The sequence below is a fragment of the Leptolyngbya sp. 'hensonii' genome (assembly GCF_001939115.1).
In the GTDB taxonomy this organism is placed as follows: Bacteria; Cyanobacteriota; Cyanobacteriia.
In genome coordinates this window covers 61,239-85,007 of sequence record NZ_MQTZ01000052.1, presented here as the reverse complement: position 1 = coordinate 85,007, position 23,769 = coordinate 61,239, and the positions used below count along the sequence as shown (strand labels likewise).

At 51.8% G+C, this 23,769-nt stretch carries 23 protein-coding genes; 18 read left to right on the top strand and 5 right to left on the bottom strand.

Annotation, left to right across the window (positions count from 1 at the left end; translation table 11 throughout):
• Nucleotides 1-77: 77 nt before the first annotated feature.
• Nucleotides 78-1,907: an NAD(P)H-quinone oxidoreductase subunit F gene (locus tag BST81_RS22595; protein WP_075600778.1), complete on the bottom strand. Its 1,830-nt coding sequence runs from the start codon at nt 1,905-1,907 to the stop codon at nt 78-80.
• A gap of 553 nt (nt 1,908-2,460) precedes the next feature.
• Here BST81_RS22595 and BST81_RS22590 point away from each other — a divergent pair.
• From BST81_RS22590 to BST81_RS22560, 7 genes are all read left to right on the top strand, one after another.
• Nucleotides 2,461-3,231, top strand: a complete 771-nt coding sequence (locus BST81_RS22590) for a sterol desaturase family protein (RefSeq protein WP_075600777.1) — start codon at nt 2,461-2,463, stop codon at nt 3,229-3,231.
• Nucleotides 3,221-3,739, top strand: a complete 519-nt coding sequence (locus tag BST81_RS22585; RefSeq protein WP_075600776.1) for a rhodanese-like domain-containing protein — start codon at nt 3,221-3,223, stop codon at nt 3,737-3,739. Before BST81_RS22590 ends, BST81_RS22585 begins: the two co-directional genes overlap by 11 nt.
• Nucleotides 3,740-4,468: 729 nt before the next feature.
• Nucleotides 4,469-5,845 (top strand): CmpA/NrtA family ABC transporter substrate-binding protein, encoded by a 1,377-nt coding sequence (locus BST81_RS22580; protein WP_075600775.1) that lies wholly within the window; start codon nt 4,469-4,471, stop codon nt 5,843-5,845.
• 112 nt (nt 5,846-5,957) lie between these two features.
• Entirely contained in the window at nt 5,958-6,797 is an 840-nt protein-coding gene (gene ntrB, locus BST81_RS22575; protein WP_075600774.1) for a nitrate ABC transporter permease, read from the top strand.
• Nucleotides 6,798-6,938: 141 nt separating this feature from the next.
• Entirely contained in the window at nt 6,939-8,948 is a 2,010-nt protein-coding gene (locus tag BST81_RS22570; protein WP_075600799.1) for a nitrate ABC transporter ATP-binding protein, read from the top strand.
• Nucleotides 8,949-9,007: 59 nt separating this feature from the next.
• Nucleotides 9,008-9,838: a nitrate ABC transporter ATP-binding protein gene (locus tag BST81_RS22565; RefSeq protein ID WP_075600798.1), complete on the top strand. Its 831-nt coding sequence runs from the start codon at nt 9,008-9,010 to the stop codon at nt 9,836-9,838.
• Between the two features lie 69 nt (nt 9,839-9,907).
• Complete coding sequence (locus BST81_RS22560) at nt 9,908-10,645, top strand: type 1 glutamine amidotransferase (protein ID WP_075600773.1); 738 nt, start codon at nt 9,908-9,910, stop codon at nt 10,643-10,645.
• A gap of 21 nt (nt 10,646-10,666) precedes the next feature.
• On the opposite strand, the gene BST81_RS22555 is transcribed toward BST81_RS22560, so the two are convergent.
• The 3 genes from BST81_RS22555 to BST81_RS22545 all read right to left on the bottom strand — a co-directional run bounded on the left by BST81_RS22555 (nt 10,667) and on the right by BST81_RS22545 (nt 12,759).
• Nucleotides 10,667-11,374, bottom strand: coding sequence for a carbonic anhydrase (locus BST81_RS22555; RefSeq protein WP_075600772.1), 708 nt, complete (start codon nt 11,372-11,374; stop codon nt 10,667-10,669).
• 101 nt (nt 11,375-11,475) lie between these two features.
• The gene (locus tag BST81_RS22550) at nt 11,476-11,787 is read right to left on the bottom strand and encodes a P-II family nitrogen regulator (protein WP_075600771.1); all 312 of its coding nucleotides are present in this window, start codon (nt 11,785-11,787) and stop codon (nt 11,476-11,478) included.
• Nucleotides 11,788-11,790: 3 nt separating this feature from the next.
• The gene (locus tag BST81_RS22545; RefSeq protein WP_075600770.1) at nt 11,791-12,759 is read right to left on the bottom strand and encodes a sodium-dependent bicarbonate transport family permease; all 969 of its coding nucleotides are present in this window, start codon (nt 12,757-12,759) and stop codon (nt 11,791-11,793) included.
• A 469-nt stretch (nt 12,760-13,228) separates the two neighbouring features.
• Here BST81_RS22545 and BST81_RS22540 point away from each other — a divergent pair, with 469 nt between their 5' ends.
• From BST81_RS22540 to BST81_RS22490, 11 genes are all read left to right on the top strand, one after another.
• Complete coding sequence (locus BST81_RS22540; RefSeq protein WP_075600769.1) at nt 13,229-14,104, top strand: urease accessory protein UreD; 876 nt, start codon at nt 13,229-13,231, stop codon at nt 14,102-14,104.
• Nucleotides 14,105-14,159: 55 nt separating this feature from the next.
• The gene (gene ureA / locus BST81_RS22535) at nt 14,160-14,462 is read left to right on the top strand and encodes an urease subunit gamma (protein WP_075600768.1); all 303 of its coding nucleotides are present in this window, start codon (nt 14,160-14,162) and stop codon (nt 14,460-14,462) included.
• A gap of 15 nt (nt 14,463-14,477) precedes the next feature.
• Nucleotides 14,478-16,256 (top strand): hypothetical protein, encoded by a 1,779-nt coding sequence (locus tag BST81_RS22530; protein ID WP_075600767.1) that lies wholly within the window; start codon nt 14,478-14,480, stop codon nt 16,254-16,256.
• A gap of 76 nt (nt 16,257-16,332) precedes the next feature.
• Nucleotides 16,333-16,638, top strand: a complete 306-nt coding sequence (locus BST81_RS22525; protein WP_075600766.1) for an urease subunit beta — start codon at nt 16,333-16,335, stop codon at nt 16,636-16,638.
• A gap of 55 nt (nt 16,639-16,693) precedes the next feature.
• Nucleotides 16,694-18,403 carry an urease subunit alpha gene (ureC, locus tag BST81_RS22520; protein WP_075600765.1) on the top strand — a complete coding sequence of 570 codons (1,710 nt, stop codon included), beginning with the start codon at nt 16,694-16,696 and terminating at the stop codon, nt 18,401-18,403.
• Nucleotides 18,404-18,497: 94 nt separating this feature from the next.
• On the top strand, nt 18,498-19,340 hold the full coding sequence (locus BST81_RS22515; RefSeq protein ID WP_075600764.1) for a C39 family peptidase: 843 nt from the start codon (nt 18,498-18,500) through the stop codon (nt 19,338-19,340).
• A gap of 9 nt (nt 19,341-19,349) precedes the next feature.
• A complete protein-coding gene (locus BST81_RS22510) occupies nt 19,350-19,736 on the top strand; it encodes a glutamyl-tRNA amidotransferase (protein ID WP_075600763.1) in 387 nt (128 codons plus the stop codon).
• Nucleotides 19,737-19,979: 243 nt separating this feature from the next.
• Nucleotides 19,980-20,243 (top strand): hypothetical protein, encoded by a 264-nt coding sequence (locus BST81_RS22505; protein ID WP_075600762.1) that lies wholly within the window; start codon nt 19,980-19,982, stop codon nt 20,241-20,243.
• 311 nt (nt 20,244-20,554) lie between these two features.
• Nucleotides 20,555-21,505 carry a response regulator gene (locus BST81_RS22500; protein WP_075600761.1) on the top strand — a complete coding sequence of 317 codons (951 nt, stop codon included), beginning with the start codon at nt 20,555-20,557 and terminating at the stop codon, nt 21,503-21,505.
• 9 nt (nt 21,506-21,514) lie between these two features.
• Nucleotides 21,515-22,213: a bifunctional demethylmenaquinone methyltransferase/2-methoxy-6-polyprenyl-1,4-benzoquinol methylase UbiE gene (gene ubiE, locus BST81_RS22495; protein WP_075600760.1), complete on the top strand. Its 699-nt coding sequence runs from the start codon at nt 21,515-21,517 to the stop codon at nt 22,211-22,213.
• A gap of 15 nt (nt 22,214-22,228) precedes the next feature.
• The gene (locus tag BST81_RS22490; RefSeq protein ID WP_075600759.1) at nt 22,229-23,473 is read left to right on the top strand and encodes a DUF445 family protein; all 1,245 of its coding nucleotides are present in this window, start codon (nt 22,229-22,231) and stop codon (nt 23,471-23,473) included.
• Nucleotides 23,474-23,489: 16 nt separating this feature from the next.
• Here the strand turns inward: BST81_RS22490 and BST81_RS22485 are convergent, their stop codons facing one another.
• Nucleotides 23,490-23,711 carry a hypothetical protein gene (locus BST81_RS22485; RefSeq protein ID WP_075600797.1) on the bottom strand — a complete coding sequence of 74 codons (222 nt, stop codon included), beginning with the start codon at nt 23,709-23,711 and terminating at the stop codon, nt 23,490-23,492.
• Nucleotides 23,712-23,769: the final 58 nt, after the last annotated feature.

Here is a 23,769-nt window from a genome sequence, read left to right as displayed (position 1 = left end):
TTCATTAATTCAAAATTGGGGTTGATAGGATTGGGCAGAGAACTGTTGCGTACAACGCCTCCAACTAACAGTGATCCTCAGAACGTAAAGACCAGGACAGCGACCAGGCCGATGCCCAGCAAAATAGTTAGGATGTAGAACTGTCCCTGGCCTGAAGTGCTGTACTTCAGGCTCTGCCCACTCAGCAGGGTGACCAGGCCAAACAGGTTGACCAGGCCATCGACAATGTAGCGATCGAACCAGGCGGTCAGACGAGAGACCAGATCAACCGCAAACACAATGCTCAGGCGATAGAATCTGGCTGTATAGAAGTCATAGGCCAGCAACTCCTGCAGAGCTACCCAAGGCAGTTGCACCGGCTTGGGCACAGCGGTTCCCAGATAAACAACTCCCCCAATGCTGATACCAGAGAGGGTAGACCAGATCAACAGCAGAGCCACATCGGTATTCAGCGTTGCCCAGTGGGGGAGAAGGTCAAATGCCTGTAGCACCAGAGGTAGATGCAGGGTGAAGCCCAGTAACACCACCATGGGAAAAGCCATGGGCCAGTGAATTTCGGGCGATCGTTGCGCCATCTGCTTAGCCTGCCCCCCAAAAACAAGGCTGAAGACCCGGGTCAGGCTAAACGCAGTCATGCCATTGACGAACAGAAGTAATCCAACCAGCCAGGGTTGTGTGCTCCAGAGACCGTCTGCCAGTTTCAGTAAGGCCCAAAAACTGCCTAAGGGAGGAAAGGCCACTAAACCTGCCAGCCCTGTGAGAAAGGCCAATCCTGAAATGGGTCGGCGCGACCACAGACCCCCCAATTGGGTCAAATCCTGGGTGACGCTATTCCAGATGATGGAACCGATGCTCATGACCAGCAGGGACATAGCCAGTGCATGGGTCAGGGTCAGCAGAAACGCCGCTTCCGTCTGTTGGGTGCCCACAGCAATGAAGACCAACCCCATGTAAGCGCTGACGGCATAGGAGAGGGTGCGCTTGATATCAATCTGGGCGATCGCAATCAAGGATGCCCCGACGGCGGTTAAGCCACCGATGAAGATCAGGGCCACCATGGCGATCGGCGAAAGGGCCAGCACCGGTTGCAGTTTAATCAGAACCCAGGCTCCTGTGGCCACAACCACCGAGTTCCGCAAAATGGTACTGGGTAGAGGACCTTCCATGGCCTCGTCCAGCCACAGGTGAAGGGGAAACTGGGCACATTTGCCCATGGGACCGGCAATTAAGGCCAGACTGACCAGGGCCATCACGGTGGGATCGACCTGGGCCGTCTGAGACCAATCGGCCAGTTCAGTAAAGTTCCAGGTTCCAGCCAGTGGGAGCAGCGCAATCACCCCCATCAGCAGGAACAGATCCCCGACCCGCTTGGTCAGAAATGCATCCCGCGCACCCGTAACCACCAGGGATTGGTTGAACCAGAAGCCTACCAGCAGATAGGTCCCCAGGGTCAGGATCTCCAGCACAATGTAACTGAAGAAGAGGGAATTACAGAGGGCCAGCGTACACATTCCCGCTTCAAATAGGGCCAGCAGGGAGTAAAATCTGGCCCAACCCCAATCCATCTCCATATAACCCACGGCATACACTTGCGCCAGCAGGTTGATGCCCGTAATTACCACACAGGCCCCTACGGTGGTGGGAGAAAGCAAAATAGGCAGGGTTAAATCCAGATTGGCCACCTGCAACCAGGGAAGCAAGAACTCCTGGGCAGGCTGTCCCCAGATGGCAGACAGGCTTAAAACGCTATGGAGCAAGGCCAAGCATGTCATCAACAAATTGACATATCCGGCAGGTCGGGGACCTGTCCTGCGGATCATAGAAGGAAACCACAGGACGGACAGAACCGTGCCCAGCAGGGCATAACAAGGTATGAGCCAGATGGTCTGTAGTAACAATTGGGCCATCGGTTATTGCCTCTAAAAAACTCAGGAAATTCACAATTAAAAGAAAAGTTCCTTTGAGCTGCCCTGGTCTTAATTGATTTTTATAGGGACAGTTCAACATTTCTTAATTATCAAAAAGTATGACATCAATTTGCTTCTTCATGGATTCCGAAAAGCCTTACAAACCAATAAAATTAGCGATATCACTTCTAAGTTTTGCTTATGATTTCTTGTTGAATTCAATGATTATTTATGTCAATTAAATCAGTTAATTAGACTCTATGATTAAAAGATTATCTGGGGCTAATGGTATTAATTGAATTTCTTCTATGGTAATCCTGAGGAGATGTTAGGGCCGCTCTCCGTAATGGGTGCGTGTCACCTTCTACAGAGAAAAATAAAAGACTTAACGTGCCGTAGCTAGTTCAAGCTCTTGGCAGGTATGCCTGATTTTTCTACCAATAAGGTGACACGCACCCCTCCGTAATCCCCCAGAAGAGCGTGAATTTAAGTAAGGATAGTGCCATGCCCTCAGACGCAGGCAACTCTCTAGCGAGACAATTGGGTATCAAGCATGTTCTTTCACGCGATCGGTGGATTCTGCCTCCTGGCTCTGATTTTCATCCCTCTGGAACGGTGGCTGGGTCTGCGGCGTCAGCCTATCCTGCGTTTCGGGTGGTGGACAGATGTGATCTACTACTTCACGGGCTACTGCATTGGCCGGGGGGCGGGGATGCTGATTACCTTGGCGGTCTCGGTGCTGATGCTGCAACAAAAGTCGATCGTCGCTGTTCCCATTGCGACCCAACCGATTTGGCTCCAGTTGTTCGAAGCCATGTTGGTTGCAGACATCGGCTATTACTTTGCCCATCGCCTGCTCCATTGCGTGCCCTGGTTGTGGCGGTTTCACCAGGTGCATCACAGTGCCAAGGAACTCGATTGGCTGGCTGCGGTCAAGGTTCATCCCCTGGATCAGGTCTTTACCAAAGTCTTTCAACTGGTCCCTCTATTACTGTTGGGATTTTCCCAGGAAACTTTTGCAGCCTATGTGCTGATCTCGGCTGCGATCGCTTTCTTTATCCATGCCAATTTAAAGGTTGACTGTGGGGTTCTCAAGTGGATAATCATGACCCCAGAAGCCCATCATTGCCACCACAGCAGCGACCCTGGGCGGTACAACAAAAACTTTGCGGCCCAACTTCCCCTGGTGGATTGGTTGGGCGGGACCCTCTACCTGCCGCGCCACTACAGGCCCGATCGCTATGGCATTGCCGAGCCTGTCCCATCCAGCTATCTGCAACAACTCATCCATCCGTTTCGGAGAAAAATGACCTATGTTCCCTAAACTGTCTCGTCAAGTATGGCGTCGTCTGTATCCTGGGTTGGTCGTGGTGGGGTTGGCGGCTTTGGGAACCGGCGGATTGGCAATAGCGGCTTACTCCAACCAGATGGACATCCCCACCTACATTGCCAGTCTCAGTACACCTCAGGTGACGGTAGCCGACCTGCAGCAGGGGAAACTGAAGCCTGTGGTTCTGGTGGATGTGCGATCGCCGGAGGAGCATGACGAAGACCGCATCGGGAATAGTGAACTAGTGCCTCTGAGTGACCTGGAAATGGGCTTTGGGGTCATCCAGATCAAGGCGATCGCCAAAGCCGCCCAGAAAGGTGGGGCGGACCCAACGCTGGTTCTGTACTGCACCGCTGGTGCACGATCGGTTAAAGCATACAAGTTATTGCAAGCAACGGGCTTGAAATTTGTGGTCCTGAAAGGGGGCATTCAGGAATGGCGACGGCAACTCCCGGCCAGTCAAGATGCTGCAATATTGTCGCCGATCACCTTGGCCCCTTGATTTGCCCCCCAGCTTTCCGACTAGTAGAAAGGGGCATTTATGATTAACTCATAGATACTTATTGATGGTTACTGAAAGGCCCATGCAATGCTTTCAAATCCATGCATCAATTTAATGCGATGCTTTCTATAAACTCTTGGATTAAATCACAGAGAAATCTACTCAGAAGCCTGGTTTAGGAAATCAATATTAGGCATGAACTGATCGGTTTTATCAACCATGAATCTTATAGCCGTAGCCGATGCAAAGCTTGGCGGCGGCAAGTCAGAAAGGCTATCTGGACCCGGCAGTTAAGCGTCCTATCCTTTCTGGCCAAAGCTATATCTGGAATAGGTATTAAGTTAAATTGAGTCGATCGATTGAGTTAGCTCTATCATATTGAAAACGAATACTCTCAACAGGGATTCATACAATAAATACTTATCAATATGATTGAGAATCTATTTTCTGATTAAACTTATCAAGCCTTTTCAAGAACTGAAAAGATGATAATTTAATTCTAGAAAGAAAACGTAAGTTGATTCCCACAACAGTCAACTTAGAAAAATTTTCAGAGCTGAATAATTGGGTGCTTTTGAGACCTGACTTCCAGGGTCAGAAAGCCTTGCCCATGCATATCTGCTGGCTTCGCAGGGAGCAGACAGGTTGGTTGGCCTGTTTGTCTGTGCTGGCTGAGCTCTGACAACGCTTCTAACCGCCATCACAATTCAGTTCATCTGGAGAAACCCTATGGACAATGTATTTAATTTCTTATCAAGACGACGCTTTTTGCTCACTGCAGGAGCAGCGGCAAGCAGTTCTGTTTTATTGAAAGGTTGTTTGGGGAATCCACCGGATGAGGTGTTGAGGCAAGCGGGGATGACCGCACCTCAACAAACAGCCCAGGCTGCCAATGTGAATCCGGCTCAGGCTCCTGAGACGGCAACGGTCAAATTGGGTTATCTGCCGATTGTTGAAGCTGCCCCCTTAATCATTGCCTTCCACAAAGGCTTGTTCGCCAAGTACGGCATGGCCCAGGTGGAACTGGCGAAGCAGGCTAACTGGGGAGCAGCCAGGGATAATGTGGAAATTGGCTCCCAGGGGGGAGGGGTAGATGGAGGGCAGTGGCAGATGCCCATGCCCTATGGCTTGACGACAGGCAAAATTACCAAAGGGAATCGACCGATTCCGATGGCCCTGGTGCTCAAATTAAATACCCAGGGGAACGGGATTGCGATCGCAGGTAAGCATCTGGGTAAAGGGATTGGCCTCCAGTTAGCCAGTACCAAATCCCTGTTTGGTCAGCTTAAGGCGACTGGTTCCCAGTTCACGGCTGCCTATACGTTCCCCCAGGCGAATCAGGATTTCTGGATTCGCTACTGGTTGGCGGCTGGAGGCATTGACCCCGATCGGGATGTGAAGCTCCTGACCGTTCCGGCGGCGCAGACTGTGGCCAACATGAAAACTGGCACCATGGATGCCTTCAGCACAGGGGACCCCTGGCCTTATCGGATTGTCAAAGATAAGGTTGGTTTCCTGTCGGCGCTCACCGCTGAAATCTGGAAAAACCATCCCGAAGAGTATCTGGCTCTGCGGTCTGACTGGGTAGAGCGGCATCCCAAAGCAACAAAGGCCATCTTGAAAGCCGTCATGGAGGCCCAGCAATGGTGCGATCGGGATGAGAATCGGGAAGAATTGGCCCGCATCCTCTCCGATCGCCAGTACTTCAACTTGCCTGTCGATGTGTTGCTCGACCCCCTGATGGGCAAGTACGACATGGGGGATGGCCGCATCATTAATGACAAATCCATGGCGGTTCGCTACTGGACAGATAGCCAGGGTAGTGTGTCCTATCCCTATAAGAGTCACGATCTCTGGTTCTTAACGGAGAGTGTGCGTTGGGGGTTCCTCCCGCTGAGCATTCTGGACGAAGCTAAGGCATTAATCGACCAGGTGAATCGGGAAGATCTCTGGCGGGAAGCAGCTCAGGAACTAGGGGTAGCTGCAGCAGAGATTCCCAAGGACACCTCCCGTGGTGTGGAAACCTTCTTCGATGGCATCCAGTTTGATCCTGCAGATCCCACAGCTTACTTAAAAAGTTTGGTGATTAAGCGGGTGGCCATTTAGTCATGACCCACCCCGGCCCTGCGGGCCACCCCTGCCTAAAGGGGATTAATCCAATCCCTAATGCCTAATACCTAATGACCAAACCAAAAACCTACTCAGGAGATCTTGATTTATGGTGACCGTACAGAAACGATCGACGAATGGTACCCTATCAAATGCTTTATTCGTCAAACTGGGAAAGCAATTTCCCGAACTGGTCCCGCCGATCGCTGGCATTGCCGTGTTCCTGCTAATCTGGCAACTGTTTTCCTGGACCCCCGGAGCTACCTTGCCGGGTCCAATTCAGGTGGTACAGAAAACCTGGGTATTCATTGTCTGGCCCTTCTTTGACCTGGGTGGAACAAACAAAGGTCTCGGCTGGCAAATCCTGGCCAGTTTGCAACGGGTGGCGATCGGCTACTCCCTGGCAGCGATCGTGGGGATTGGCCTGGGTATTCTCGTCGGAACCAGCAAAGTGATGTCGAAAGCCCTGGATCCCCTCTTTCAGCTCTTGCGGACAGTCCCCCCTTTGGCCTGGGTTCCGATCTCTCTGGCAGCTCTGCGCCAGAATGAACCAGCGGCGCTATTCGTTATCTTCATCACGGCAATCTGGCCGATTCTGATTAACACGGCTGTTGGGGTCAAACAAATTCCCCAGGACTACAAAAATGTTGCGCGAGTTTTGCAATTAACGAAGCGAGATTACTTCTTCAATGTGTTGATTCCGGCTGCACTTCCCTACATTTTTACGGGTCTTCGCATTGGAATTGGTCTAGCCTGGTTGGCGATTATTGCCGCTGAAATTGTCATGTCTGGCATTGTCGGAATTGGATTCTTCATCTGGGATGCTTATCAAAACAACTATGTGAGCGAAGTCATTATTGCCCTTGTCTACATCGGTCTGGTGGGTCTAATCCTGGATAAAGCGATCGCCTACGTCCAAACCCTGATTCTACCCGAAGAACAGAAGTAGTCATTGGTCATTGGTACTCATCAACAAACTGCCAAATGACCAATGACAATTGCAATCCAAGTCATGGGCACTCATCAACAAACTGCCAAATGACAACTCAGGTGACGAACTATCCAATAAAAAGCATTCATGGGAGAGCAGATGAGCATCTTTGTTGCGGTTGATCAAATCAATAAAGTGTTTAATTTGACCGGTGGAGGACAATATATTGCGCTGAAAGGCATCGACCTCCAGATCAAAAAGGGTGAGTTCGTGTCACTGATTGGTCACTCTGGTTGTGGGAAGTCCACCCTGCTGAATATGATTGCTGGTTTGGATCTGCCCTCAGAAGGAGTCGTCACCCTGGAAGGACGACGCATCACCAAACCCGGCCCCGATCGCATGGTGGTGTTTCAGAACTATTCCCTACTACCCTGGCGCACCGTGCGCGAAAATATTGCCCTGGCGGTTAATGCAGTCATGAAGGATTTGCCTGCGGGTGAGCGCCGGGCAATTGTCGAACATCATATCGATATGGTAGGTCTGCGCCACGCTGCGGATAAGCTACCAGCCCAGTTATCGGGAGGTATGAAGCAGCGGGTCGCGATCGCCCGAGCCCTCTCTATTCGTCCAAAACTGTTGCTGCTGGATGAACCCTTTGGCGCATTGGATGCCCTCACCCGTGGCAATCTGCAAGAGCAACTGATGCAAATCTGTGAGGAAAATCAGGTTACGGCTGTGATGGTGACCCATGACGTGGATGAGGCCGTGTTGCTCTCCGATCGCATCGTCATGCTCACTAATGGTCCCGAATCGAAGATTGGTCAGATTCTGGAGGTGGATATCCCCAGACCGCGCAAACGCATGGATGTGGTCGAACATCCAAGCTACTACAGTCTGCGGAGTGAAATGATCTATTTCCTGAACCAGCAGAAGCGCGTCAAGAAAATTCGGGCTAAAAAACAAGTCGCTGTTTCCCGGCATGGTTTGGAGAAAGTCAATCTGGAAATTGGCTTCCTGCCCCTGACCGCCTGTGCGCCTCTGGCCATTGCTCAGGAGAAGGGGTTCTTCGCCAAGCATGGCCTGGATGAAGTCTCCCTGGTCCGGGAGAGCAACTGGCGTGGGATTACCGATGGCATTCAGGGGGGCTATCTGGATGCAGCTCAAATGCCTGCCGGGATGCCCCTCTGGCTGACCCTTGGCGGTGTGGATAATCAGCCCATCCCAACAGTCACCTCCCTGACTCTGACCCGTAATGGTAACGCGATTACTCTGGCCAAGCGGTTCTATGACCAGGGTGTCTATACCCTGGCTGATCTGAAGCAGATGCTGTATCAGACCCGCGATCATCGGCACACCCTGGGCATGGTCCATCCCTCTTCCATGCACAATCTGTTGCTGCGGTACTGGCTGGCTGCCGGTGGCATTGACCCCGACTATGATGTAGAACTGAAGACCATTCCTCCAGCCCAAATGGTTGCTGACCTGAAGGCAGGGAGCATCGACGGGTACTGCGTTGGCGAACCCTGGAATATCCGGGCTGCTGTCGAAGAATGCGGCTTTACGATCGCCACCGATCTGGAGATCTGGCATGGTCATCCCGGCAAAGTCTTGGGCGTGCGGGAAGATTGGGCCAATGCCCATCCCAACACCCACATTGCCCTAGTCAAAGCCTTGCTAGAAGCCTGCCGCTACTGTGCCAATCCAGACAATGCTGAGGAAATTCGTTTCATCCTGGCTCGTCGGGAATACGTCAGCACCGACTTGGGTTACATTCACCTCGGCGATCCAAATCCCCAGGTCTGCAGCCTGGAGCATCATCTACGGCAATATGCCCATCACCAGTTCTATAGCGAAGGGGGGCTGAACCGTCCCAGCCGCACCGAGCAACTCTGGGTCATGACCCAGATGGCCCGCTGGGGAGACACGCCTTTCCCCCGAAACTGGGTCGAAATCCTAGAGCGCATCTGCCGGATCAGCGTTTTTAGCGTTGCTGCTCGCGAACTGGGCCTGGATGTCAACTACAGCCGTAGCCAAATCCAACTGTTTGATGGCACAGTCTTCAACACCGAAGACCCGATCGCCTACCTCAACAGTCTTTCCATCAAACGGGATTTCAGTGTCGCTGAGATCATCCTAGACGCTCGGCCTGGCCCCACGATCGCAGCCTGATGACACCCGATCGCTCTCTCCGTAAAGACGCGATTTATCGCGTCTCTTCCCCAAAACCTATGGAAACTATGACTACCAAAAATCTGACTCTGCTCCCTCCGACTACACCCTACCTGTCCATCCGTGATGTGTCTAAGGTCTATCCCACGCCCAAAGGCCCCTATACGGTCCTTCAAGATGTCAATCTAGAGGTCAGTGAAGGCGAATTTATCTGTGTCATCGGTCACTCTGGTTGTGGCAAATCAACCCTGTTGAATATGGTCTCCGGGTTTGCCAGGCCGACGGATGGAGATGTCGTGCTGCAAGGGAAACCAATCAAAGAGCCTGGCCCTGATCGCATGGTCGTTTTCCAGAACTATGCCCTCCTCCCCTGGCGCACCGCCTACGAGAACATTTACCTGGCGGTCAATGCAGTCTATCCCCAGAAATCCAGGGCCGAGAAAATCTCGATCGTCCAGGAACACTTGGCTATGGTCGGCTTATCGGATGCGGCTCACAAAAAGCCTGGCCAACTCTCTGGCGGGATGAGGCAACGGGTTTCCATCGCCCGGGCCCTGGCTGTCTGTCCACGGGTGTTGATCTTAGATGAACCCTTTGGGGCACTGGATGCAATTACCAAAGAAGAGTTGCAGGAAGAACTGCTGAAGATCTGGAGCGACCATCGCTGTACAGTGCTGATGATTACCCATGATATTGATGAAGCCCTGTTTCTGGCCGATCGCCTGGTGATGATGACGAATGGACCAGCCGCAAAGATTGGGGAAGTGCTGACGATTCCGTTCAGTCGGCCCCGAGATCGCACCCGCATCATGGAGGATCCGGAATACTACAAACTGCGGAACGATGCCCTGGACTTTCTATACCATCGGTTCGCCCATGACGTAGATTAATTCTGATTTTACAGCAGCATCAATTTCAATTGGTATTACGATGAGGGCAATTAATTGCCCTCATTTTCCATGGCGAAACAACGCTCTCAACTCAAAATTCTGTTGCTTCAGATCCGGGATGATGATCAGACCCGGCAAGAAGAGTTTGACCAATTTGTCCGCTACAGCCATCTGGAGTCGCAGCAGTTCCAGGTGCTGGATGTTTTTGCCACACCAGAATTTGACCCGACCTGCGTGGATGGGTATGATGCTCTCTTCGTCGGTGGTTCGAGCGACGCTTCCGTCACCCAGCCCGATCGCTATCCCTTCGTGCATCCGACGGAACAGCTCCTGATCCACTGCATGCAGACGGGTCTGCCTGTCTTTGCCTCCTGCTTCGGCTTCCAAGCCGCTGTCACCGCCTTGGGAGGGCAGGTGATTGTGGACAAGGCCAGTATGGAAATCGGAGCCTATCCCCTCTGGTTGACCAATGCTGCGGCGGAGGATCTTCTGTTCCATGATGTTCCCGATGGGTTCTGGGCGATCGCAGGCCACAAAGAACGGGCCGCTGCCATGCCTCAGGATGCCATTCTGCTGGCCTATTCCGATCGCTGCCCTTACCATGCGTTCAAGATTGCCGATCGCCCCTTCTATGGGTTTCAGTTCCACCCGGAACTGGATGCCCAGGATTTGACCATTCGCATTACCCGCTATTGCGATCGCTACCTAAATCACCAGGACGAACTCAAAGCAATTGTCCAGAATTTACGAGAAACTCCGATCTCCCAGGAATTTATTGCCAAGTTTGTTGATCGGATTCTCCTCTGATGCCTCAGGGGTGAGACCCGCTCAGGCGACGATCGTCACAACCCCCGTATCCAGGTCATAGCGGCCACCCACTAGCTTCAACTGGCTGGACCGGATGCGTTCAGTCAGGAGAGAGGATTTCTGCAGCCGTTCCATTTGGTATTGGACATTGGCGGTCACCGCATTATCCACTGTATCCCCCTGTTGCCCCCGGACCCTGGCCAAAGCTGGCTTGATGGCCTTGACGAAAGTGCCAATGCTCCCAGGGAGGGCTTCCCCCTGCACGGCTGCTGTCACGGCCCCACAACGCTCGTGTCCCAGAACCATCAGCAGAGGCGAGTTCAAGAGGGCCACGGCATATTCCAGACTACCCAGGGCCTCCGGCGTGACAATATTACCCGCCACCCGCACATCAAAAATATCCCCCAGCCCCTGATCGAACAAAATTTCAGAGGGCACGCGCGAATCAGCACAACTCAAAATCGTGGCAAAAGGATGCTGAGCCTGAGCCACCTCTTGTAGCCGCGCTCGATTCTGGTTAGGATGCCGGGTTCTTTGCTGGACGAAGCGCTGATTTCCCTCCATCAGCTTTTGTAAGGCCACATCTGGACTCACGGCAGGAGGCTCCGCTGCCCAGGCTGGCTCCGGATGTTGCCACCAGTCAGCAGCAGTGGCTACCAGACCATAGGCAGCAACGGCACCCAATTTCAGCACATGTCGGCGATCGAGAACAGATTTGATTGGACTCATTTTTCCTTAAATTCCTCATCTAAATGGGTTGATCTAGGCAAATTTAGAAGTGATTGCAAGACAGGGCAACGCTAGAGGCTGCCCCTATGAGTCGAAATCTATTACAAGGAAGACACGCATTTGACCGATCGAATCTCCATCACATCGGAGATGTAACAGGTGCCCCCAAATTTATTCAGGATGGGTCGAATATGCTCCACAACTGGCTTAATCTGATCGGGCATACAGAAAGCCAGCACATAGACGTTATCCAACATCGTCATGTCCAGGTCTTCGGTGTTGCCCCGCAACCCCTTCCCTGTAACATTCCGAATCACCACATGCCCATGAACCTCGGACTGATCCAGCCCTTCCAGAATCTTGGCCAGTTCAAAGGAACCGGCAATAATCTCAATCTTTTTAACTAAATGCATGTGTTATCTCCAAAGCTGTTGAATTCCGTACAAATAGAGGGGAATCCCCACGATAATATTGAACGGAAAGGTCACGGCCAGGGCTGTTGAAACGTACAGACTAGGGTTTGCTTCGGGAACGGTCAAGCGCATGGCAGCCGGAACAGCGATGTAAGAAGCGCTAGCGGACAGCACAGCGAACAGGAGAGCATTTCCCTCATGCATGCCGATAAACCTGGCAATCAGCAATCCAATGCCTGCATTGACGATCGGAATCAGTATGGCAAATGAAATCAGAAAAACACCGGTTTTTTGTAAGTCTTTAATTCTTCGGGCAGCGACCAATCCCATATCGAGCAAGAAGAAAGTCAGAATGCCATAGAACAAACCCTGGGTGAAGGGTTCCAGCATTTTCCAGCCATGCTCACCGGTCAGTACCCCAATCAGCAGACTCCCCACCAAAAGAAAAACGGAACTGTTGAGGAATGCTTCCTGCAACACTTCTCCCCAAGCAAATTCTCGCTCCTCGTCTACCGTGAACAGGTTGACCAAAATTAGACCCACAATAATAGCTGGCGACTCCATTAGGGCTAGAGCAGCCACCATATAGCCATCGTAATCAATGCCCAGTTCATGGAGAAATGCGCTAGCGGTAATGAAGGTCACCGCACTGATAGAGCCGTAGGTGGCTGCGATCGCAGCGGCATCGTAGCTATCCAGTTTCAACTTCAAAATAAAGAAGGTGTAGATCGGCACAAAGCAGGCCATCAGCATTGCCGCCAACATGGTGAAGATGACTTCCTGCGTCACCCCACTTTTGATCAGTTCCACGCCCCCCTTGAAGCCGATCGCAAACAGGAGATACAGGGAGAGCAATTTAGGGACAGGCGGGGGAATCTCCAGATCGGATTTGACGAAAATCGCGATCATTCCCAGAAAGAAAAACAGTACAGGCGGATTTAAAATATTGGAGACAATCAGGCTAGCATCCATGCCCACTCCTCAGGTCGGGAAAGCCATAAAATACAGAACTTTGCGTGACTCATCAGTCGGGATTCCAAACTATGCGCTGGCATAGACGTTGCAGGCAACGCCGCTGACGAAGCACAGGATGAAACCTATTCTGAATCAGAATGTGAATTGGGATCCCCTGAGACAGGGATTAAACTTAATCTATAGCGGACTATTGACCCCTATTTTCTTTAAGTTTTATCTCCAAGGTTCCTGCAAAGTAACGCTGAATCGTTCAAAATAGTTTGCAGTAGCCCTATCAGATGCGGCATCGCCAAAAAAGTGACCTCAAGGTGACCCTAAGACGCTTAAAGTACTCGAAGGTCCACTAGTGGCAAGTCAATCAATGATTGACGGGCAGCCAAAATCCAGGTTGTTGATTGGGGTTAAATTTTGCGGGGTTCACAGCTTACACCCTTTCCCATTTCTCCGGTTCGCGCCAGGTCAGTCCATGAACAGTTCTCTTCAGACGATCATGCTTGAACCCCACACCTGGCACGGTCAACTCCACCTCACCTACAGTAACCGTCAGGGGATGACGCTTCCCAGTACCTCCTATGCCTGCGCGCCGTTGAAACTTCAACGACCCTTCTATCCAGAAGGGCCAGAAGTTTGCCACACCGTGATTCTCCATACGGCTGGAGGGATGGTTGGGGGCGATCGGCTTTCTCTCCACCTCACCTTACAACCCCACACCCATGCCCTGATTACTACCGCCGCCGCCGCCAAGATCTACCGGAGTTCCCTGGAATCCAGCCAAACCATCCAGATTACCCTGGCTGACCACGCCTGCCTGGAATGGTTGCCCCAAGAAACAATTGTTTTCAATGACGCCATTCATCGACAGCATTTACGGGTAGAATTGGCTCCAACGTCCATCTGGATGGGTTGGGAGATGACCCGATTAGGACGCAGTGCGAGAGGCGAACAGTTTGTTCAGGGTCACTGGCGATCGCGCACCGAAATCTGGCGAGCAGGGCATCCCCTCTGGATCGATCCCCAATGGATCGAAGGCTGTGAAACTGTGTTTCGCAGCCCCCATGGGTTAGCCAACCAACCCGTGATCGCCAGTCTGGCGATTGTTGGACAGGCCATCTCCCGTGATCTGGTTACCCAAGCCCGCCAACTCTGGGAACATCCCTCCCCACGGGGTGAAATCGGGGTCACCCGTCTGCAAGCAGGGCTCCTGTGCCGCTACCGGGGAGCTTCCACGATCGAAGCCCGCCGCTGGTTCATGGCCGTCTGGAACCTGCTTCGACTTACCCTCCTGAACCGATCAGCCCATCCCCCCCGCATCTGGCCCGACGCTCTGCCCCCAATCCCCTAAAACCCGTACAGACGCGATTTATCGCGTCTCCACCCAAACCCCATATCCCAACCCTATGCAACTCTCCCCCCAGGAAAAAGACAAACTACTAATCTTCACCGCCGCCCTACTCGCCGAACGACGCAAAGACCGGGGACTCAAATTGAACTACCCCGAAGCGATCGCCTACATCTCCGCCGCAATTCTAGAAGGAGCCAGAGAAGGCCGCACCGTCGCCGAACTCATGAGCTATGGCACCACCCTCTTAACCCGCAACGACGTCATGGAAGGCATCCCAGAAATGATCCACGAAGTTCAGGTCGAAGCCACCTTTCCCGATGGAACTAAACTAGTAACTGTACATCACCCGATCCATTAGATCGAACTGCAGCCTATGGCCGCGGCCCTGCCATCCAGAATCATCCGTCCGTTCTCCTCCCTATTTCAGAACGAATCCTGGTTCGCCTTTATTTTTCTGGGATTACTCAGCTGGTTTTCCCATTTTTTCCATATTCAAAAATTTGGATTTTATGAGGACGACTATGCCGTCATTTCAACGGCTATGGATCAGCCCTGGTCCTATTTAATTCAGCAATTAGAAGTATTCTGGCTGTGGCCTTCCGGCAAACCGATCGGTTACTATCTGTACAGTTTGTTTGCTTTTCTGGGAGACAAATTAGGGGGTTTACAGGGGATTTATATCCTTGGATTTCTATCCGTTTTTCTGAACTGTTTTCTGTTTTATAAAATTCTGCGAATACTAGATTCCAGGATTTTTGCTTTCACGGGTGCGATCGCCTTCTGTTTATTTCCGGCAGACACCACCAAAACATTGCTCTGCCATGCATTCATGCTCCAGAATTCCCTCACCTTTCTGCTGATCGCCACCCTCTGCTATTTGAAAGGTCGGAAAACAATCTCTTACGCAGTTATTGCCTGTTCTCTGCTGTGTTATGAATCTACGTTCCCCGTATTTTTTGGCATTCCCCTTTTGAACCAGTCCTGGGATCGCAAATTAGGGTTACGTCTGATCCGCCACGGCAGCATCCTGGCAGGGCTCGTTCTGGGCTCGTTCCTGATCCGCTTGCTGAGTCGTGAACCCCGGGTTTCTCATGCAGCAGGCACGTTAACTGATATTTTCACGAAAATTATCAAGGCTATTTTTATTGGCCCCTCTGTTAGTAGTTCCCTATTTTTTACAGCCCCTTTCAAAGCAATTTCCCAATGGACAGGGGACGCACTTCTATTTTTTCTGATTTTTTCAGGGGTCTTTTTGGGTCTGTTCCAACTTCTCAAGCTTCCCCGTTCAAACCAACCGACCTTACCCCACGATACGCTTAGTTTCTTACTTCCAAACTCCCTTCGAACATGGCGAAATTTGCTTCGCCCCCAGCAACTCTGGCCTGGAATTCAGGTGCTGATTCATTCTGATTTTCGCTTATTTATCTCTGGACTGATTCTGTTCGGATTAGGCTATGTTTTTTCCTTCACCCACTATCCTCCCATCGCTGAACTAGGCCGTATGACTTCTGTTCATCTGGCTGCCACTTTCGGGGGTTCTTTTTGTTTTGCCTATCTTATTTCTCGACTTCTCACTATTTTTAATACTGCTCGTCTGGGAAATTATGCCCTGGTTTTATTGGCTTTCTATTTAGGCACAGTTGTCGCCTATCGAGTCGTGATTCAGCACGACTATATTTTGAGTTGGAACTATCAGAAACAGCTCTGGACTGCTGTGGTAGAAAATAGCCCTGATATTGAAGACAACACCATCATTTTTATCTCCAATGAACATCTGCCCCAAACTCAATTTATTAAGACAAATTCCTGGGCAGATGAACTCGTCTTCGAACAAATCTATCAGTTCCCCAAGGACTGGAAACGTCAGCCCAAAGCCTACATTGTGCTGAAGAAATGGCCCAATGCAACCCGATCGGATGGGGAAGGTGGCTTTATCAGTTTTACCCTGACCTGGCCTGGCTATGCTCGTGTTCAGAGCGACTCCCACCTGATTTTCCTCAAACCCGTCAACCAGCAACTCACCCGCATTGAAGGGCCTCTCCGGTTGCGAGGTGGAGAACTCTTTTCCCTCAAACCCAGAACCACTTCGACCGTCGATCGCCTAGCCAAAGGTGCTTTGTTCAAATATCTAATTGAGCCTACCAAATCCTGACTTTTCAACTACTCTTTTTCTACAGTCTTGTGAGACACTTGCAGGTGTGGAAATTACTCACAGGTTAGCCCTTGCCATGATCCCCGGAGAATTTTACGTTGAACCTGGTGACATCGAACTCAATGCTGGCCGTTCAACCCTGCGTCTGCAGGTGTCAAATACGGGCGATCGTCCGATCCAGATTGGCTCCCACTTCCACTTCTATGAAGTCAACGCAGCGCTACAGTTTGACCGGGAACAGGCTCGCGGCATGCGCCTCAACATTCCTGCCGGAACTGCCGTCCGCTTTGAACCAGGGGACGATCGCACCGTAGAACTAGTAGCCCTGGTGGGTAGTCGCCAGATCTACGGCTTCAATGGCAAAATCAACGGCCCGCTCTGAACCATCCCCGAATCGGGTTCCAGTCCACCAGCAGATGTGAGGAAGACAGAACAGCATGAGCTATCGCATGGATCGTCGCGCCTACGCAGAAACCTTTGGTCCCACCGTTGGTGATCGGGTTCGTCTGGCGGATACCGACCTGATCATCGAAGTGGAGCAAGATTACACCACCTATGGGGAGGAGGTAAAATTCGGGGGCGGCAAAGTGATTCGAGACGGCATGGGGCAATCTCCCATTCCCAATGCCAATGGTGCGGTAGATGTCGTGATCACCAATGCCCTGATCCTGGATTGGTGGGGAATTGTCAAAGCCGATGTCGGGATTAAGGATGGTCGCATCGCCAGAATTGGCAAGGCAGGCAACCCCTACATTCAGGACAACATCAATATCATCATTGGGCCAGGGACGGAGGCGATCGCCGGGGAAGGCATGATCCTGACTGCAGGCGGTATTGACACCCACATTCACTTCATCTGTCCCCAGCAAATCGAGGTGGCGATCGCCGCTGGGATTACCACCATGATTGGAGGGGGCACGGGTCCCGCTGCCGGTACAAATGCCACCACCTGTACCCCTGGCCCCTGGAATATCCATCGCATGCTGCAGGCCGCCGATGCCTTTCCCATGAACCTGGGTTTTCTGGGCAAGGGCAATAGCAGCCGCCCAGAAGGACTGATTGAGCAGGTTCAGGCAGGAGTCATGGGTTTGAAACTGCATGAAGATTGGGGCACCACCCCTGCTGCGATCGATACCTGTCTGACGGTGGCTGATCTGTATGATGTGCAGGTGGCCATCCATACGGACACCCTGAATGAAGCTGGGTTCGTGGAAGACACGATCGCCGCCTTTAAGGATCGGGTCATCCACACTTATCACACGGAAGGGGCCGGGGGCGGCCATGCCCCAGACATCATCAAAATCTGTGGCGAAGCCAATGTGCTGCCCTCCTCAACCAACCCTACCCGGCCCTACACCCTCAACACCCTGGACGAGCACCTGGATATGCTGATGGTCTGCCACCATCTGGACCCCAGCATTCCAGAGGATGTGGCTTTTGCCGAGTCGCGGATTCGCCGGGAGACGATCGCCGCCGAAGATATCCTGCACGATCTGGGAGCCTTCAGTATGATCTCCTCCGACTCCCAGGCCATGGGGCGGATCGGGGAGGTGATTATCCGTTCCTGGCAAACTGCCCACAAAATGAAGGTACAGCGGGGCGCACTGGCGGAAGATACAGACCGCAACGATAACCAGCGGGCCAAACGCTATATCGCCAAGTACACAATTAATCCGGCGATTACCCATGGCATTGCCCAGTACGTAGGCTCGATCGAGGAGGGTAAACTGGCGGATCTGTGCCTTTGGCGTCCGGCCATGTTTGGGGTCAAACCAGAACTGGTCCTGAAAGGTGGGATGATTGCCTGGGCCCAGATGGGGGATGCCAACGCCAGTATTCCCACCCCCCAGCCCGTGCATATGCGGCCCATGTTTGCCAGCTATGGGGGGGCGATCGTCGCCACATCCCTGACCTTCGTCTCCCAGATGGCGCTGGAACGGGAAATTCCAACCCAACTACGACTCCAGAAACCTGCTGTCGCTGTTTCTGGCACGCGCCAGCTCAGCAAGCAAAGCATGAAGCTCAACGATGCTTTGCCTGTCATGGAAGTGGACCCAGAAACTTACGAAGTCAGAGCCAATGGGCAACTCCTGACCTGCGAACCAGCAACCGTTTTGCCGATGGCCCAGCGTTATTTCCTATTTTAGAGAAATTAGCGGTTTGTCGAATTTACGGTGTCCTTAATCTTGCCCATCATGGTCACAAGATGGGTGTTGTTTTCCCCCACGATGAGGTTGCATTATGCCTAAGGTAACTGCCGCAGCAAATACTTTCTTAAAAAAGAAAATATTGGGGGCCACCGATTTAAGTGATGCCGAAAGAATCCCTATCCCGAAAGGGCATAGTTTTTACGTGACTGAATATGCTCCCGCTCGCAATCAGCATCTCTATTTGGTGTTGGCTCATCCCCTCACCGCCAGAGATGGGAAAACCAAACTCCAGAAAGTCTATGCCTATGACCCCCATATCAAAATTGAAGGGGAAGACCTCCTGAAGCCGATCAAGCTACCCGTCCCCTACTGTTCCCAATTAAATAATGACCCAGCGATCTTTGGTGGGGGTTGGCGTCAGTGCAACACCACCAGCAACACCATGCTGGCTGATTATCTCCTCAAAGGAGAATTAACGAAACAGGCCCAGGCTCAAGGTTACCCGGAACCAGAGTCGCTCTATATGAGAATTGTGGCTAAATACGGGGACACTATCGATCATGGGGCTCAAACAGAAGCATTGAGAGACCTGGGAATTGAATCCTATTTCAGCTACTCCCTATCCCCCAAAGATGTCTTACAGTCCTTGGGGCTCGGTATTCCCGTTGTGGTCGGTTTTGCCTACAAAGGCAGTGGGCATATCTGCTTGATTGTTGGGCACAATCCAATGCGCAAGATCTGGCTGGTTCATGACCCTTATGGGTCGCGACATGGAGCCAGCGACTCCTACGATATTGGCCTGGGAGGAGCCTACGACCTCTATAGCTATGATGTAATGCAGCAAATCTTCTGGGACCAGGGGGGCGAATCGGGCTGGGGTAGAATTGTGACCAGTGTGCAGGGCAAACCTACAGGTCTCCCAGCCGGACTCTAATCAGGATGAATGGAACAGATACATTTAGCCGTTAATGGCACCTTGATGCGAGGATTGATCTTAAACAATAATCTCCTCGCTGTCGGTGCTACGTTTGTTCGGGAAGCCAGAACAGAACCAGCTTACCGACTCTGGTCGATCGGGGATATTCACCCGGCGATGCTTCGGGTTCGTGAGGGCGGTCAGGCGATCGCCGTTGAAGTGTGGTCCCTCCCACTCGCTGCTGTGGGCACTGTTTTTTTACAGGAACCTCCCGGCCTCTGCGTGGGCAAAGTTCGCCTGGAAGATGGGGAAATCGTTCTGGGAGTACTGGGAGAACCCATCCTTTGTGAAGGCCAGCGTGAAATTACCCTTTGGGGAGGCTGGCGAGCTTACCTCCAAGCCCAGAATCCTTAATATCCTCGACCCCCGCTATAGCTCTCCACCACCAGGAGATAACATCCGGAGCCAAAGGGGGCCGATTGACTTCAAGCAATGCTTCTTCGAAGACGAACTACCATTTGTAGGGGCTTTCGATCGCTTCACCCTGCCGAACAATTCTTAAGTCAATCTTAAAACTCATTTTTACCTTGCTGGAGTAGGTTACTCTAGCTTAGACTGTTGTTAAAATGTATGAAGTATTAAAAAACGTAAATTTTTATGTTTCTCATTATTGTCTTTGTGATCGCATTAGTGACCTGGGCACTGCATCTGATGCAGCAGGCCGTTGATCGCAAGGAATTCTCCCTGATGTTAGCTGGGTTTTTAGTTGCCAGTTCGGCAGCAGCCATGATGGCTGTCTACTTTTTGATGGGAGATTACATGGGTTATGTCTCTCATCTGTCTCAGGATGCATCCTATTATCTGGAGCAGTCTGGTTCCCTCACCTGGGTAGTTCAGTCCTCAGATATTAACCCTCTGTGAGAATGATCAAAGATTATTCAGGTTTTTATACAAATAAACTTTAAGTCCACTCATTTTTAGGAGCCCAATTCCTAGCACCCTGTTTTTCTGCGGCAGGCATTGTTCTCATGCTTGGATCACGGCTCTTGCCCATCATCCCTCACTGCTCCCTTCGCTGTGCCCTCTGCAGACTTGCTTCATCACTCTAGAAGAAGAATAAAAACATGTCAAAATAGGGCTCAGGTCCAGAAGTAGCAAAGACAAGTCCCCTAAACTCAGTTATTATGGCGGATTAGTTACCTGCTCGAAATTGCCTAAGGAGCTTTTTGACCATGAGTAATGTCCAGACTGACGGCATCAGCCGTCAGATAGCTAGCCCAGAACGTCCTCAAAAGCCAAAAATGCTGGTGGTAGATGACGAACCTGATAATCTGGACCTCCTGTACCGAACTTTCCGGCGAGACTTTAACGTTCTGCGGGCGGAAAGTGGGGTCATGGCCCTGGAAGTGCTCCAGGCAGAGGGAGAGGTCGCTGTCATTATCTCCGATCAGCGCATGCCCGAAATGAAGGGGACTGAGTTTCTCAGCAAAACAGTGCCCCAGTTTCCAGACACCATGCGGATCATTCTCACGGGGTTCACGGATGTGGAAGACCTGGTGGATGCGATCAATTCTGGCCAAGTCTACAAATACATCACGAAACCCTGGGATCCCAATGAGCTGAAAGCCGTGGTCCAGCGGGCAGCAGAAACCTACGAACTCCTAAAGCAACGAACTGAAGAGTTGCGTCGAGCCCAAGCCCAGACTGATCTCCTTTCCATAATTGGCCAGGTTGCTCAAGACTCGGCTAATCTGGAAGCCTGTCTGGATCCAATCGCCAGCGCTTTTGGTAAAAACTTTCTGGCCGATGTGTGCATTTTGCAGGTGGTTGAAGGGAATGCTCTGGTGTCCGCCTGTGGCATCTATAGTTCAGGGGGTTCGGCCACAAGCTGGTTGGCTGACGACCCCCTCTCTCGGGAAGCCATTACCAGTCAGGCGATCCAGAATGTGGCTAATGTTTCCTCGGATCCCCAGCTTTCCGGGGTGGCGGCTTATCAGAGCCATCGCATTCAGGCCCATATCGTCATTCCTATTACCTACCGGGGAGAGGTTCTGGCTGTTCTCTCTCTGCAATGGAAACAACCCTGCAAACTCAGGGAAGATGAGCTGAATCTACTCCATCTGTCTGCCCAGCAGACTGCCCTGGCCATGACCTGCACCCGCTACTATCGCCCCACAGTGTAGGGGTCTCCCATGCAATCTACCGACATTCAGGCCCTATTCAATCGCATTGCCCCCGTCTACAACCCGTTGAATGATTGGCTGAGCCTGGGGCAGCATCGCGTTTGGAAGCAGATGACAGTGAAATGGAGTCGGGCCAAACAGAGGGATGTCTGCCTGGATTTATGCTGCGGCAGCGGCGATCTGGCCCGCCTACTGGCTCGCCAAGTCACTCCGGCAGGCCAGGTTTTTGGGGTGGATTTTGCTTCGGCACAACTGGATATCGCTCGTCAGCAGGCTGCTCAGGACTGGCCCAGCCCCACCATTACCTGGATAGAGGCCGATGTGCAGCATTTGCCCTTTCCAGACCATCATTTTGATGCCGCAACCATGGGTTATGGGCTGCGAAACGTCACCGATCGGCTGCAATCCCTGCAAGAACTTCATCGAGTCCTGAAACCGGGAGCAACTGCCGCTATACTGGATTTCCACCAACCCACCCAACCCCTGATGCAGGCGTTTCAGCGCTGGTATCTGGCAACGATCGTCGTCCCTACTGCCGAGCGTTTTGGATTGGCCGCAGAATATCAATACATTGGTCCCAGTCTGGACGCATTTCTGTCTGGCCCAGAGCAGGTGAAATTAGCTCACAAAGCCGGTTTTGCCGAGGCCACCCATTACCCTATTGCCGGAGGTACGATGGGAGTACTAGTCCTCACGAAGGGCAATTAACCGTTCAAGATTAACGTGACTGCTGTAGATCTTTCAACCCTCTGGCTGCTTGCTGGTCCTCCGATCGTAGGGGGCATAATTGGGTACTTTACAAATGACATCGCGATTAAGATGTTGTTTCGCCCTTATAAAACCCTGTACATCGGCACTTGGCAGGTACCGTTTACCCCTGGCCTGATTCCTCGCAATCAGGAACGCCTGGCTAAGCGGATTTCAGATACCATCATGGGGTCCTTGCTGACACCAGATGAGTTGCAAACTCTGGCCCGGCGGTTGCTGCAAACTGAACGGGTACAACAGGGTATTCTCTGGTTGCTCCGACTGGCGATCGACCAAATCCGCCTCGACAATAACCATAAAGCCACCACCGTTCTGGCAGGCATCCTTGAAGATTTAACCGGAAAGTCTCTGCCGCGTCTCTTAAGCGTTCTGGCCCATCGGGAAGACTTTCTGGAAGCCCAACTGAATCAGATTTTTGACCAGGTACTGTTGGAATTTCAATTGAATGAAGAACAGGCTGGTAAATTATCGGATTGGATCCTGCAAATTGCCCTGCCCCCTGATGCCTTGCGCCAAATCCTGGTCGATTTTCTCACTGATGAAAATATCCAGATCATCGATGAAGGGTTTCGGGAGAAAACCAGTGGCACCTACTGGGTGATCGCTAACCTCTTTGGGATGCGCAATGCTCTGAGCCGACTGCGCACCTACTGCCTGGATGAAAAGGATGCCAGCAATGCTCGTCTGGCCGAACTTCTACTATCGCTCAAAATCCGCAATCGTTTGAAGGAATTTCTGCAGAAGTTATCGTTGCAAAGTCTGCCCATTTCTACCGTCCGGCAACTGCGCAAAACGATGCGAGACTCAGTCCGCTCCTATCTGCAAGACCAGGGGTCGGAGTTACTCCTGGGCTTGAGTGGGTCCACCGATTGGGAGAAAATCTCCGAACTCATCCTGCGGCAGCTCAGCAGTTCAGTCACCGTTGAGGTTTCCCTGGAAGTGGTGAGTCAAGAACTGGCTTTGATTCTGGAGCGCTACCTGGAAAAAGATCTGGAAAAAATTGTGGCCGAAGCAATTCCGATTCTGAATATTGACCAGGTGATTATCGATCGAGTCAAATCTACCTCTCCCCAGGAGTTGGAAGCTGGGATTCAGGGGATCGTCAAGAGCGAGTTACAGGCGATCGTCAATTTGGGCGGCATTCTCGGATTTGTGATTGGTTTAGCGCAAGCAGCCTCACTCCTGCTTCGCCTGGGATGATGCACCCTGCAGATTCTTAGCGGGTGTTTTGTTGCTGTTCTTGCTCCAGCGCCTTTTCGGTTCGCTCGTTCGGCCTGCTTTTGGGTCGCCAGGACGGAAACAGCCCAGCCACAAAGTTGTTCATCGTATTGCGAGTATTCTTACTGATCGTGCTGAATGGTGCGGGCAGAAAGTCTCCAAACAGGAGCACGATCGCGGCCAGCAGCGTTATAACAAGCGTGATCGTTTTCTTGGGCATGACCTTACTATTGCGCCTCCATACTATTGCGCCTCCATAACCCATGACAGGTTTGCAG